At 72.0% G+C, this 12,985-nt stretch carries 9 protein-coding genes and 1 pseudogene; 4 read left to right on the top strand and 6 right to left on the bottom strand.

Annotation, left to right across the window (positions count from 1 at the left end):
• Both PSH25_RS32695 and PSH25_RS32690 read right to left on the bottom strand, forming a co-directional pair.
• A pseudogene (locus tag PSH25_RS32695) lies at nucleotides 1–493 on the bottom strand (hypothetical protein); the annotation flags it as partial.
• Between the two features lie 687 nt (nucleotides 494–1,180).
• Complete coding sequence (locus PSH25_RS32690; RefSeq protein WP_238662732.1) at nucleotides 1,181–2,662, bottom strand: aminopeptidase P family protein; 1,482 nt, start codon at nucleotides 2,660–2,662, stop codon at nucleotides 1,181–1,183.
• Between the two features lie 131 nt (nucleotides 2,663–2,793).
• On the opposite strand from PSH25_RS32690, the gene asnB reads away from it, so the two are divergent.
• Nucleotides 2,794–4,755: an asparagine synthase (glutamine-hydrolyzing) gene (gene asnB / locus PSH25_RS32685; RefSeq protein ID WP_091405235.1), complete on the top strand. Its 1,962-nt coding sequence runs from the start codon at nucleotides 2,794–2,796 to the stop codon at nucleotides 4,753–4,755.
• Between the two features lie 121 nt (nucleotides 4,756–4,876).
• Here the strand turns inward: asnB and PSH25_RS32680 are convergent, their stop codons facing one another.
• Nucleotides 4,877–5,992, bottom strand: coding sequence for a lytic polysaccharide monooxygenase (locus PSH25_RS32680; RefSeq protein ID WP_238662731.1), 1,116 nt, complete (start codon nucleotides 5,990–5,992; stop codon nucleotides 4,877–4,879).
• Nucleotides 5,993–6,344: 352 nt separating this feature from the next.
• On the opposite strand from PSH25_RS32680, the gene PSH25_RS32675 reads away from it, so the two are divergent.
• Nucleotides 6,345–7,559 carry an XdhC family protein gene (locus PSH25_RS32675; RefSeq protein ID WP_238662730.1) on the top strand — a complete coding sequence of 405 codons (1,215 nt, stop codon included), beginning with the start codon at nucleotides 6,345–6,347 and terminating at the stop codon, nucleotides 7,557–7,559.
• Nucleotides 7,560–7,672: 113 nt separating this feature from the next.
• The gene (locus PSH25_RS32670; protein ID WP_238662729.1) at nucleotides 7,673–8,608 is read left to right on the top strand and encodes a carbohydrate kinase family protein; all 936 of its coding nucleotides are present in this window, start codon (nucleotides 7,673–7,675) and stop codon (nucleotides 8,606–8,608) included.
• A 168-nt stretch (nucleotides 8,609–8,776) separates the two neighbouring features.
• On the opposite strand, the gene PSH25_RS32665 is transcribed toward PSH25_RS32670, so the two are convergent.
• Together PSH25_RS32665 and PSH25_RS32660 are read right to left on the bottom strand one after the other, a co-directional pair.
• Nucleotides 8,777–9,607 (bottom strand): MBL fold metallo-hydrolase, encoded by an 831-nt coding sequence (locus tag PSH25_RS32665; protein WP_091403816.1) that lies wholly within the window; start codon nucleotides 9,605–9,607, stop codon nucleotides 8,777–8,779.
• Entirely contained in the window at nucleotides 9,604–10,008 is a 405-nt protein-coding gene (locus tag PSH25_RS32660) for a thioesterase family protein (protein ID WP_030488289.1), read from the bottom strand. The genes PSH25_RS32665 and PSH25_RS32660 overlap by 4 nt, the downstream gene beginning before the upstream one ends.
• 127 nt (nucleotides 10,009–10,135) lie before the next feature.
• Between PSH25_RS32660 and PSH25_RS32655 the strand changes: the two genes are divergently transcribed.
• On the top strand, nucleotides 10,136–11,248 hold the full coding sequence (locus PSH25_RS32655; protein WP_238662728.1) for a phosphatase PAP2 family protein: 1,113 nt from the start codon (nucleotides 10,136–10,138) through the stop codon (nucleotides 11,246–11,248).
• 187 nt (nucleotides 11,249–11,435) lie between these two features.
• On the opposite strand, the gene PSH25_RS32650 is transcribed toward PSH25_RS32655, so the two are convergent.
• On the bottom strand, nucleotides 11,436–12,929 hold the full coding sequence (locus PSH25_RS32650; RefSeq protein ID WP_372492891.1) for a PH domain-containing protein: 1,494 nt from the start codon (nucleotides 12,927–12,929) through the stop codon (nucleotides 11,436–11,438).
• Nucleotides 12,930–12,985 lie beyond the last annotated feature (56 nt).

Here is a 12,985-nt window from a genome sequence, read left to right as displayed (position 1 = left end):
GGGTCAGGGTGTAGGTGCAGCCCTTGGCCAGCTCCAGCACGCCGCCGTTCTCGTTGTTGGCGAAGGTGATCGCCTGGATCAGCTTGTCGGAGTCGCACGGGACCTGCTTGGTGCGGTCCTTCTCGTCGTGCTTGCCGTCCTTGCCATCCTTGCGGTCCTTGTCGTCCTTGCCGTTCTCGCCATCCTTGCCGGACCGATCGTCGAAGCCGCTCCACTCGTCGTCCTGACCGCCGTCGTCCTGGCCGCCGTCGTCCTTGGCGCCGCCCTTGTCCGCGCCGCCGTCGTCGCTGACGGTCTGCCGGTTGGTCGACGGCTGCGCGTCGGACACCTGGTCGGCCTTTGGTTTGTCGTTCCGAGCGGCAACGCCGCCGAGGGCCGCCAGGCCGACCACGCCGGTCAGCCCGGCCACGCCGGCGACCCAGAGCGCCCGCCTTCGCCGTGTCGGCGGAGCTGTCGAGGCCCCGCCGTCGGTACTCGTTACCTCGTTGGACATCAGAGCCTTCCGCCCTTTCCTGCTACCAGACGGGATCGCACCGCCCGAGGCGCCACGACCGGCTACAAATGGGTTGTAGCTACTGATCGTCACCGTATGAGAACCATCTTCGCGATGCGGACTTATCCGAGATAACCACGCATTCGGCGCAGGCCAGGTCAGGGCGGTCAACCGGTCCAGGCCGGGGGAAGGGCTTGAGCAGCGCAAACACCGTAGGGTGGCCTTCGGGGATGATCCACTCGGTTTTCTTGATGACGGGGTGTCCGAGCGGCCGGGATCGCGCGACTTCAAGAAAGCCGAGTGGATCAAGGCCGGGGTGCCTGGTCGCCAGCCCTCAGTGAGGGTCGGGTGGGCTGGCGCGGGCCTCGGGTTTTGCCAGGGCGGCTGGATCGGGCGCGCGTGGGCCCGGAGGACGTTGGGTGGGGCGGAAAGCCGGTCGGCGCCTGTCGATGAGGGCTGGGCCGGGCGCCTCAACGTCGCGGCGAGGTCAACCTGCGCAGAGGTCAACCTGCGCAGAGGTCAACCTGCGCAGAGGTCAACCTGCGGCGAAGTCGGGCTTTGTTGGCGTCCCCGCTGTCGCGGATGCCGCGGTAAGCGCCGTGCGGGAGCCTGGCCCGCCCGGCCCTCAAGAAGGGCTGGGCGGGCCAGGGGCGGGGCTTGATCAGCCAGCCCCGGCAGACAGGCGGGTTAGCTGGGCAGGCGGGGGCCGGCTTCGCGCTGCTCGGCCAGCCAGGTCTCCACCTCGTCGGAGGTGCGGGGCAGCCCGGCCGACAGGTTCACCGCGCCGGTCGCGGTGACCAGCACGTCGTCCTCGATCCGGATGCCAACGCCGCGCAGTTCGGCGGGGACCAGCTCGTCTTCCGGCTGGAAGTACAAACCGGGCTCGACGGTGAGCACGTAGCCCTCGCCCAGCGCGCCGTCGCGGTAGGTCTCCTTGCGGGCGTTGGAGCAGTCGTGCACGTCGATGCCGAGCATGTGGCCGAAGCCGTGCAGCGTCCACCGCCGGTAGACGGTCGACTTCTCGTCCATCGCCTCGTCCACGCTCACCGGCAGCAGACCCAGCTCGGCCAGACCCTCGGCGAGCACCCGCATGCAGGTCAGGTGGACGTCCTTGAACTTCACCCCGGGGCGGATGGCGTCGATGCCGGCCTGCTGTGAGGCGTACACGATGTCGTAGACCTGGCGCTGCAGCGCGGTGAACCGGCCGCTCACCGGCAGGACCCGGGTCACGTCGGCGGTGTAGAGGTTGCGGCCCTCGACACCCATGTCCATCAGCAGCAGGTCACCCGGTCGGGTGGCGCCGTGGTTGTGCACCCAGTGCAGGATCGTGGCATGCTCGCCGGCGCCGACGATCGAGCTGTACCCGACGTCGTTGCCGTCGTGGCGGGCCCGCAGCGCGAAGACGCCCTCCAACAGCCGCTCGGAGACCGCCCGGTCGGCCGGCAGGATCCGGGCCACGTCCTCGAAGCCGCGTACGGTGGCGTCGATCGCGTCCTGGAGTTGGCCGATCTCCCACTCGTCCTTGACCAGCTTCATCTCCGAGATGGCGATGGCCAGCTCCCGGTCCCGGGCCGGCTGGCCCTCGGCGCGGGGCCCGTCGTAGGAACGGACGGCCGCGTCCACCTGGGTGTCGAAACCGCGCAACACCCGGGTACGCCCCGGAGCCAGGTCGGCGAGCGTCGCCTCCAGGCCGGTCAGGTCGGCGGTGGGCAGGCCCAGCTCGGTCGACTTCTCGCTGAGGGTGTGCCGCCGGCCCACCCACAGCTCGCCGTTGCGGCTGCGGAAGAACTCGTCGGTCTCCCGGGAGGACCGGGGTCGCATGTACAGCGTCGCGTCGTGCCCCGAGCCGTTCGGGCGCAGCACCAGCACGCTGTCGGCGTCGTGGTCGCCGGTCAGGTAGGCGAAGTCGCTGCCCGGCCGGAACGGGTAGTCGGTGTCGTTGGCCCGGACCTTCTCGGTGCCGGTGGGGATCACCAGCGTCTCGCCGGGGAAGGCCGCCGAGAGGGCCGCCCGCCGCTTGGCGTAGTTGGGCGTCTCCGGGCGGGGCGTCACGGGAAGCGCCGTGTCGCTCCAACCCTGCCGCATGAAGGACAGGAACGCCTCCGGGAAGTCCGGATCGTGCGATTCCGTACCGTCCGTCGGCGTACCGTCGGTCTGTCCCTCGGTCATTGCGCCGCTCCCTCCGCTTCGTTGCTGGTCCCGACGGTACCGCGCGCCCGGTTGGCGGTAACGCCCCCTGTGATCGGGTGGATCGACGGACGGCTGCAAGGGCCGACAGCGCGCGTGGAAAGATGGCCACCATGTGCGGACTTCTGGCCTTCTTCAGCGCGAACGGCAACGCCGCCGCGCATCGCGACCACATCGCCGGAGCGTTGGAATGCCTGCACCACCGCGGCCCCGACGAGACCGGGGTCGAGGTGGTCGGGGACGCCTCCGGCCGGTACGCGGACGGCGTGTTCGCCCACAAGCGGCTGGCCATCATCGACGTCGCGTCGAGCCACGAGCCACTGCCCTACGCGAACGGCCGTTACCTGCTGACCTTCAACGGCGAGATCTACAACTACATCGAGCTGCGCGAGGAGTTGATCAGAAACTTCGGCGCCCAGTTCGCCACCGCCGGTGACGGCGAGGTGATCGTCGCGGGCTACCACTTCTGGGGTGAGCAGGTGCTCACCCGCCTGCGGGGCATGTTCGCCTTCGTCATCTGGGACCGGCAGGAGCGCCGGGCGTTCGGTGCCCGCGACTACTTCGGCATCAAGCCGATGCACTACCTGGAGACCGCCGACGGCCTCTACCTGGCTTCGGAGAAGAAGGCGCTGCTGCCGTTCGCGCACAGCAACTACCAGGGCGACGCGGGCGTCGACACGGCCAACCTGAGCCACTACCTGACCCTGCAGTACGTCCCCGAGCCCGGCACCCTGCACAAGGGCATCAGCCGGATCGGCTCCGGGGAGTACCTGAACTGGACCCCGGGCGGCCGGATCGACGTACGCCGGTGGTACCGGCCGGTGTTCCGGCCGGCGCCGGTCGACGACGAGCAGAAGCTCTACCACGAGATCCGCGAGACGCTGCGGGAGAGCGTGCGCATGCACATGCGCTCCGACGTGCCGGTCGGCTCGTTCCTGTCCAGCGGCATCGACTCCACCGCGGTGGTGGCGTTGGCGCGGGAGTTCAACCCGAACATCCTCACCTTCACCGTCGGCTACGACGTGCCGGGTTACTCGGAGATCGACGTCGCCCAGGACTCGGCCCGGCACCTCGACGTCACGACGATCCCCACCAAGATCGGTCCGCAGGACATGATCGACGCGCTGCCGAAGATCGTCTGGCACCTGGACGACCCGGTGGCCGACCCGGCGCTGGTGCCGCTCTACTTCGTGGCCAAGAAGGCTGCCGAGCACGTCACTGTGGTGCTCTCCGGTGAGGGCGCGGACGAGTTCTTCGGCGGCTACACGATCTACCGGGAGCCGTTGTCGCTGGGCACCGTCAACGGCCTGCCCGGCGGTGTGCAGAAAGGGCTGCGCGCGGTCTCCAAGGCGATCCCGCAGGGGGTCAAGGGCAAGAGCTTCCTGGAGCGCGGCACCACCCCGATCGAGGAGCGTTACTACGGCAACGCCCGGATGTTCACCGAGGAGGAGAAGCAGCACCTGATGCGCCGCTACGACCCCTCGGTGCGCTACACCGATGTCACCGCCCCGATCTACGCCGAGTGCACGGAGCTCGACGACGTCACCAAGATGCAGTACGTCGACCTCTACACCTGGCTGCGCGGCGACATCCTGGTCAAGGCCGACCGGATCTCGATGTCGCACTCGCTGGAGGTGCGGGTGCCGTTCCTCGACCGTGAGGTCTTCGACGTCGCGGCGAAGATCCCGGTCGACCTGAAGCTGCCGCCGCGCTCCGACGCCACCAAGTACGCGATGCGTCAGGCGTTGCAGGGTGTCGTGCCGCCGGCCATCGTCAACCGCAAGAAGCTGGGCTTCCCGACCCCCACCCGGGTCTGGCTGCGCGGCGAGATGTACGAGTGGGCCCGGCACGTGCTCAGCACCTCGGGTGCGGGCGACCTGCTCGACCTGTCGTACGCGCTGCGGCTGCTCGACGAGCACAAGCGGGAGGAGGCCGACCACTCCCGCAAGGTGTGGACGGTGCTGATCTTCTGCATCTGGCACGCGATCTTCGTGGCCAAGACGCTCGACCCGGGCATCCAGCGCAACCAGTCCGCGCTGCTCACGAAGCCGGTCGTCGGCTCCATGGTCCGCTGACCCTGCCCACCTGCCCGACCCTGCCCCACCTGCCCGACCCTGTTGATCAAGAGGTTTGCGTCACCGGAACCGCTCCGGATGACGCAAACCTCTTGATCATTTCAGGGGGTGGTGGTGGTGGTTAGCGGCGGGCGCAGGTGACTGTGGGGAGTCCGTTGGTTCCTGAGCTGCTGGCCAGGAAGCCGAACGTTGCGGTGCCTTCTGGTGCGACCGTGCCGTTGTAGGCGACGTTTGTCGCCGTCACCGTTGAGCCGGACGACGTCTGGGTGGCCCCCCAGATCTGACTGATCGACTGCCCGTTGGGCCAGGTCCAGCTCGCGGTCCAGCCGGCGAACGGCGTACTGCCGTGGTTCATGATCGTGACCTCGCCCTGGAAGCCGCCCTGCCAGGTGCTGCTCACCTTGTAGGCGGCCATGCAGTCACCGCCGGCCGGCGGCGGGGTGGTCGGCGGCGGGGTGGTGGGCGGCGGGGTGGTGGGCGGCGGGTCGGTGGGCGGCGGGGTGGTCGGCGGCGGGTCGGTCGGCGTGCCACCCGGACCCACGCCGGTGACCTGGCCGCTGCCGCCGTCGAAGGTCACGTCGGAGCAGCCGAAGAAGTTCTCCTGAGAGTCCGAACGGACCCAGCGGGAGTAGATGATGTGCCGGCCACTCTTACCCGACGGCAGGTTGCCGCTGAAGTAGTAGTGCCCGTCGTTGCTGCCGACCGAGCCGCGCTGCGGCGGGTTGGTCACCGTCAGGAACGGCTCCTCCAGGTCACTCCAGGCCAGGGCCCGGGTCGGGCTCCAGCTGTTCTTCGTCACGTAGAAGTAGAACGTGCCCGGGTGGTGCGCCCAGTTGCTGTACTTGAAGTCCAACCGCGCCCCGGCGGTCAGGTGGGTCAGCGGCCAGTCGGTGCGGGGCAGGTCGTAGCCGCGGAAACCGGTGTTGCCGCCGCTGCACAGTTGCCCGTCCGGGATGAAGCCGGTGGTCCGGCCGCCAGCGTCGGAGCGCAGCACGCTGAACCAGTTGTACAGCGAGTTCGCCCCGCTCTGCGCCACGGCGGCGGAGCACGCGGGGTTGTTCGGCCTGATCTCACCGGTCTGGCTGCGGCCGTCCTGCCAGCACAAGTAGGTGCGGCTGCCCGGCGTCATCGCCGCACCGTGCGCGGCGGCCGGCTGCGGATTGGACGCCAGGGCGACAGCGCCCAGCGCGATGGTGACGGCCGCGGTGAGCAACGCGGCCGTACGGGAACGATTCACGGGTTCTCCTGACTCGCGAGGCGCGCTGCCTGAGCCGCCTCGCCGCAATCGGGTGGGATGTGGCCTGATCGCCCCGCTGTCGTGAGCGGTGCGACGAGCACGGTGACGTGCGCCGGCGGACAACAGCCGGTGGACGTGCGCCGTCGACGGTCCTGTCCTGGACCGGTGCCCTCGCGTCTAACCAACCCGGCAACCGGCGGCGCCGCAGCCCTCGCACCGCCCGGTACGCGTCATCCCACCATGACGCACGCGCCCAGCGCAATAGGTGTTCCTCGATGCATCAGAAGACCCGCCGGTCGCCGTCGGACGCCCATATCCTGCGTACGGGGAGCGGGACGGAGAGGCGGCCGCGGTGCCGGACGTGTTCGACGAGGTTCACCGCCGGTGCCGCGACGGCGAGCCGATCGCGCTGGCCACCGTCGTAGCCACCTGGCACTCCGCCCCGCAGCCGCCCGGCGCCGCCATGGTGGTCGCGGCCGACGGCACGGTCATCGGCAGCGTCTCCGGCGGCTGTGTCGAGGCGGATCTCTACGAACGGGCCCGCCGTGTGCTCGACACCGGTCAACCCGAGCTGCGCCGCTACGGGATCAGCGACGACGACGCGTACACCGTGGGCCTGACCTGCGGCGGCATCCTCGACGTGTTCGTGGAGCGGGTCGACGCGGACGCCCTGCCGGCGCTGGACGCGGTCGCCGCCGCCCGCCGCAGCGGCCACCCGGCGGCGATCGTCACCTGCGTGACCGCCGACGCCAACGACCCACCCGCCAACACCCCACCCGCCGACGCCAACGGCCCACCCGCCAACACCCCACCCGCCGGCGTCCACGACGGCCCGGCAGCCGACCCGGCCCGGCGGCTTGGCCGGCGGCTGGTGCTGACCGGCCAGCGGTCCGTCGGCTCGCTCGGCGACGACCGGCTCGACGACGCCGCCAGCGCCGACGCCCTCGGGCTGCTCGCCGCCGGACGCAGCGGGATGCTCCGGTACGGGTACCACGGGCAGCGTCGGGGCGGGGGCGTCAGCCTCTTCGTGACCGCGTACGCCACCCCGCCCCGGATGATCGTCTTCGGGGCGATCGACTTCGCCGCCGCGGTGGCCCGGATCGGCGCGTTCCTCGGCTACCGGGTCACCGTCTGCGACGCCCGGCCGGTCTTCGCCACCGCGCGACGCTTTCCCGAGGCGGACGAGGTGGTGGTGCAGTGGCCGCACCGCTACCTGCGGACGGAGTTGGCGGCCGGTCGGCTCGACGAGCGGACGGTGGTGTGCGTGCTCACCCACGACCCGAAGTTCGACGTGCCGTTGCTGGAGTTGGCGCTGCGCCACCCGCTGGCGTACGTCGGCGCGATGGGCTCACGGCGCACCCATGACGAGCGACACAAGCTGCTGAGCGAGGCGGGGCTCGGTCCGGCGCAGCTCGCCCGGCTCGCCTCCCCGATCGGGTTGGATCTCGGTGGTCGTACCCCGGAGGAGACCGCCGTGAGTGTGGCCGCGCAGATCGTCGCGGCCCGGTGGGGCGGCACCGGCCGTCCGCTCGCGGCGCTCGACGGGCCGATCCACCAGCCGGGGTAGTCGCACCTCGGTGCCGGGCCTTCGGCGCCCATCGGGCCCCGTGCTGTGCCAGCCTGGTGCCACGGCGATCGGCTCGGCGAGCGGCGGCCGGTGGCGACGACGAGAGGATCGGCATGGGATACGCGGTGGTGCTCGGCGAAGCGCTCGTCGACCTGCTCGACGGCGAGCTCGACGGGGAGCGGGTCTATCGGCAGGCCATCGGCGGCGGGCCGCTCAACGTCGCCGTCGGGGTGGCCCGACTCGGCGGCGCGGCACAGTTCGTCGGCTCGCTCGGTGACGACGCGCTCGGCGGCCGCATCCGCGCCTTCCTCACCGCGGCCGAAGTCGGGGTGGCCGGTGCGATCACGGTGCCGGCGCCGACCACGCTCGCGGTGGTCACGTACGCCGGGCCGGAGCCGGACTTCCGTTTCTACGGCGAGCCGGCCTCCTACGGACTGCTCGGCCCCGACGATCTGGACCTGGCGCTGCTGGAGGGCGCCGACCTGCTCTACTGCGGCTCGATCGTGCTGCTCCAACCCGACACGCTGGCCGCCGCCCGACGTGCCTGGTCGCTCGCCACCGGCCTGCGGGTCTTCGACCCGAACGTACGGCCCCGGCTGCTGACCGGGCCGGCCGCGCTGGAAGGGCTGCGCGAGGTGGTGGCCGAGTTCGCCGCGGGTGCGCACCTGGTCAAGCTGAGCGCCGCCGACGCGGTGCTGCTCTATCCCGGTGAGCCGGTCGAGGGGGTGGCGGCGTACCTGCGTGAGTTGGGGGCGGCCACGGTGGTGGTGACGCTCGGCGCGGCCGGTGCGGTGCTGGCCGCCGCCGACGCCGACCCGGTCCGGGTGCCGGCCCCCAAGGTCAACGCGATCGACGCCACCGGCGCGGGTGACTCGGTGATGGCCGCGCTGATCGCCGACCTGCTCGTCGACGGCGAACCGGAGGGCCCGTCCGGCTGGGCCGAGCGGGTGGCCTTCGCGCTACGGGTGGCCGGCCTGGTCTGCGAATCCCCGGGCGGCGCCACCGCCATGCCCACCCGCACCGCCGTGCACAACCGCTTCACCACCTAACCCAGGACGCGGGTGGCGGTTACCAGACGGTGGTCGGCGTGCAGCGGCAAGTGCCTCGAGGTGCCCAACGCCGCCACCACCGACGGTGCCCGCCTCGCCCAGTGGACGTGTGGTCACCGGCACCCACCAGCAGTGGCGGCGTACCCAGGTGTAGCTGCGCTGGGTGGGTCAGGCCGTCCCGGTCAGTTCGAGGTAGCCGCGGTGGGCGGCGACCAGGGCGGGACGGGCGCCGAAGGGGGCCTCGGCGGCCACCCGCTCCGGCGGGGCGCTGCCGGTGTGCGCGGCCCGAATCAGCCAGGCCAGCTTCGCCAGCTCCGCGTGCTGGGCCCGGACGAAGTCGACGTCCACCGGGTCGCCGTGGCCCGGGATGACCACCGTGCGCGCGGTGGTGAGGCGCAGCAGGTCCGCGACCGCGTCCGGCCACTGCAACGGGTACGAGTCCTCGAAGGCGGGCGGGCCGCTCTGCTCCACCAGGTCGCCGGCGACCAGCACGTCGGCGTCCGGCACGTGCACCACCAGGTCGGCCTCGGTGTGCCCCCGCCCCGGGTGGCGCAGCAGCACCCGTCGGCCACCCAGGTCGAGGACCGTCTCGACGTGCACGGTGTGCGTGGGGGCGAGCAGCGGGGTGTCGGCCAGCTCGGCGGCGAGCGCCGGGTGCTCCGTGCGCAACTCCTCGTACGCCTCCCGGCGCAGCCGCTCCGGCTCCTCGCGCAGGGCGGTGGCGGCCAGTTCGTGCGCGTACACCGGGCGGGGTGGGTCGCCGGCCAGGACCGCGTTGCCGAAGCAGTGGTCGTAGTGGTGGTGGGTGTTGACAAGCGTCAACGGACGGTCGGTGACCGCCCGGACGGCCGCGGCCAGCTCGGTGGCCTGGGCGGCCGACGAGAGCGTGTCGACCAGCAGGGCCTCGTCGTCGCCGACGACCAGGGTGACGTTGACCCGCAGCAGCGGCTCGGCCAGCACGTGCACCCGGTCGGCGACCTCGACGAACCCGGCGTTCACGACGCCCGCCCGGCGCGCTCGACGAAGCGTCCCCGGTCGACGAGGATCCGGTCCACCCGGCCCCGGGCCACCGTCTGGTCACCGTCGCTGACGGTGACCTCGAACGACAGCCGGCGACCGTCGACGGTCGCCAGCAGCGCCTGCGCGCGGACCGTCCGGCCGACCACGGTCGGCGCCAGGTGCTCCAACTCGACCCGGGTGCCCACGGTCGTCGAACCGGGTGGCATCCCGGTCGCCGTCGCCGCGACGGTGGCCGCCTCGGCCAGCGCCAGCACCCGGGGAGTGCCGAGCACCGGTACGTCCCCGGAACCGACCGCCTGGGCGGTGTCCGCGTCGGTGACGGTCAACTCGACCTGGGCGGTCAGACCCGGCGCGAAGGCCGGCTCGGGCTGCTCCTGCATGGTCGTCAGCCTAGGTGTTCGCCGGACGCGTCGAGCACGCGCCCGGCGATCCGGGCGCACCCACCCGCGACGACCAACGGGTGGTCCCCGTCGGTCTATGCCGTACCCGTCGTTAACCTTGACCCCGATGGCCGTCGTGACTGACCCCCAGCCCCCCGCCCGGACCGACCCGCCCGCGTCCCCGGACGGGGGTCGTCGGCGCGTCGTCGCCATGACCGTCTGGGCGGTGGCCTTCGTCGCCGCCTGGCTGGCCATCGGCCTGCCCACCGACCCGGCGTACGCCTTCGTCTGGATCTGGCTCGCGACCATTGCCTGGAACAGCGAACGGCCCTGGCGCAGCCACCTGCGCTTCGCCCGGGACTGGGTGCCGGTGGTGCTGCTGTTCGTGGTGTACAACCTCTCGCGCGGGTTCGCCGACAACGGGGCCACGCCGCACGCGATGGAGCTGATCGTCGCCGACCGGTTCATGTTCGGCTGGGCCACCGGCGGTGAGGTCCCCACCGTCTGGTTGCAGCAGCACCTCTACCACCCGCAGGTGCACTGGTGGGATGTCGCGGCGAGCTGGGTGTACTTCTCCCACTTCGTGGTGGCGCTGACCGCCGCCGCGGTGCTCTGGCTGCGCGACCGGCACCGCTGGGCCGCGTACATGCGGCGCTGGGGTTTCCTCTGCGCGGCCGGCCTGGTCACCTACTTCATCTACCCGGCCGCCCCGCCGTGGTGGGCGGCGCAGAATGGTCTGATCACCGAGGTCGCCCGGATCTCGACCCGGGGTTGGAAGGCGTTCGGCATGCACGGCGCCGGCAACGTCCTCAACGCCGGCCAGATCGCCTCCAACCCGGTCGCCGCGATGCCGTCGCTGCACACCGCGTGGGCGCTGTTCGTGGTGCTGTTCTTCCTGACCGCCACCCGTCGTCGCTGGTGGCCGCTGCTGTTCGCGTACCCGCTGGCGATGACCTTCACCCTGGTCTACTCGGGTGAGCACTACGTGATCGACGTGCTGGTCGGCTGGGCGTACGTGGGGTTGACCTTCCTGGTGGTCGGTCTGGCGGAGCGCGGCTGGGCGGCGTGGCGCGCCCGCCACCCACGCGCCAAGCCGGACGGGCCCCTCGACCCCGCCGCACCCACCGACCCCGCCGCACCCCTCGACCCCGCCGCACCCCGGTCCAACGAGACCGAGCCCCCAACACCACGCGAACCAGACCCCACCCCCACCCACCCCCCAATCCCCGCCGACCACTAACCCCCAGCCCTGGCCCTGGCCCCGGCCCGGCCCCGGTCCCGCCCCGGTGATCATGAAGTTATTGCCCCGACACGCCGTGGGGGAGAGCAATAACTTCATGATCAACGCGGGTGGGCGGGTGGGCGGGTGGGCGGGTGGGCGGGTGGGCGGGGGCGCGGGGGCGCGGGGGAGGGGGTGGGGGGCGGGGTCAGGGTTGGGTGCGGGCTTGGTGGGCTCTCGTGGTCAGGTCGGCTGCCAGGGTCCAGGCCTCCGCCAGGTCGCGGTCCTGGGCGGTGGCGCCGGAACCGCCCGCGGTGTCCGCGTGCACGGTGGCCAACCCGAGACGGCGCTGGATGGGCCCCTGGACCACCCGCACGCTCTGGATCCGGGCGTACGGCACGATCACCAGTTGCCGGGTGAGCCGCCCGGACCGGGTGGCGAACACCCGCTCGAACAGCCCCGCGCCGAACGCGGCACGGCCCAGTGGGTGCAGCCAACGGGTCCGGCGCGGTGGTGGGCTCAGCGGGAGCGCGTCGAGGCGTACCCCGGGAAGCACCTCGGCGACGATCATCGTCGCCGTCGGCAGGTCGCCGACCGGTAGCAGCCGGTCGGGCCGGTTGCGGTCGTCGGCCTCCGCGACGGAGTAACCGGCCACCTCCAGCCGCAGCCGCAGCCAGCCCTTCATCCGCCACAGCAACGGCCAGGTTGCCCGCACGGTCTGCACCCGGTCCAGCGGCACGGTCTGCGCCCGCGTCTCCAGCAGGCCGTTGTGCACCCGCAGCGTGCCGCCGTCGCGGGCCAGTCGGAAGTTCCAGTCGTCGAGGACCCGGCGGATCGGTTGCAGCAGCACACCCGCCATCGCCGTCAGGGTGCTCGCCACCGCCACGAACGACCACGACCCGGCGGTGAGGAACTGCACCACGACGAAGGCCACACCGAACGGGAGCAGGAACGCCTGCGGGGTGAGCAGTTGGCTGACCAGCAGGTTCTGGTTGCGTACCGCGTGCAGTGGCCGGCCCGGCGCGGCCGTCTGCGGCGTCGTCGCGCCCGGGGCCACCGGGGCCGCCGCGTCGCCGGGCGTGGGTAACTGCGCCACCCGCCCGGCCAGCGCCAGCAGACGCTCGCGCAGCAGGGCCGCGTCGGCCACCCCGAGGTACGCCAGTGGCGCCTCGGTCTTGCCCCCGCCGACGACTTCCAGGCGCAGCTCGGCCAGGCCGGTGAGCTGGGCGAGCAGCGGCCGGACCACCTCCACGGCCTGCAACCGTTCCAACGGGATGGCCCGGGTACGCCGCCAGAGCAGCCCCTCGTACACCCGTAGTTCCCGGCCCACGACGTGGTAGCCGGTGTTGTACCAGCTGATCACCGACAGCACGGTGGCGCCCAGCGCGAGCACCGCCACCATGGCGGCGAACCAGCCGAAGCCCACCCGGGACAGCGTCGACCAGGACAGCCCGGCGATCACCACGACCAGGGACTTGGCGCCGTGCAGCACCGGGCTGAGCGGGTGCAGTCGCTGCCGGGGCTCGCCGTCGCCGCCCGGTGGCGCCGGCCACGGCGCGGGCGCCCCCGGCGGCATCGACCCCGTCGGTACCGCCCCAGCGAACGGCGCGCCAGTGGTTGGTGGGCCAGCGGGCAGCACCGGCCCCGGTGGCGTCGGGCCTGTGGGTGGGACCGTGCTCGGCTCGGCGGGCCCGTGGCTCATCGGAGCGGCCCTCGACGTGCCCCGCGCCCTCCCTCCCGGCTTCTCAACGCCCCCCC

Source organism: Micromonospora foliorum, from assembly GCF_022229015.1.
Classification (GTDB): domain Bacteria; phylum Actinomycetota; class Actinomycetes; order Mycobacteriales; family Micromonosporaceae; genus Micromonospora; species Micromonospora foliorum.
Note: the sequence above shows the minus strand (reverse complement) of the source record. Positions and strands in the feature narration are given on the sequence as shown.

Bases quoted from the DNA above. Each gene is read 5' to 3' on its own strand.
- PSH25_RS32690 (WP_238662732.1), bottom strand. From the start codon at position 2,662: ATGACCGAGGGACAGACCGACGGTACGCCGACGGACGGTACGGAATCG.
- asnB (WP_091405235.1), top strand. From the start codon at position 2,794: ATGTGCGGACTTCTGGCCTTCTTCAGCGCGAACGGCAACGCCGCCGCG.
- PSH25_RS32670 (WP_238662729.1), top strand. From the start codon at position 7,673: ATGGGATACGCGGTGGTGCTCGGCGAAGCGCTCGTCGACCTGCTCGAC.
- PSH25_RS32660 (WP_030488289.1), bottom strand. From the start codon at position 10,008: ATGCAGGAGCAGCCCGAGCCGGCCTTCGCGCCGGGTCTGACCGCCCAG.
- PSH25_RS32655 (WP_238662728.1), top strand. From the start codon at position 10,136: ATGGCCGTCGTGACTGACCCCCAGCCCCCCGCCCGGACCGACCCGCCC.
- PSH25_RS32650 (WP_372492891.1), bottom strand. From the start codon at position 12,929: ATGAGCCACGGGCCCGCCGAGCCGAGCACGGTCCCACCCACAGGCCCG.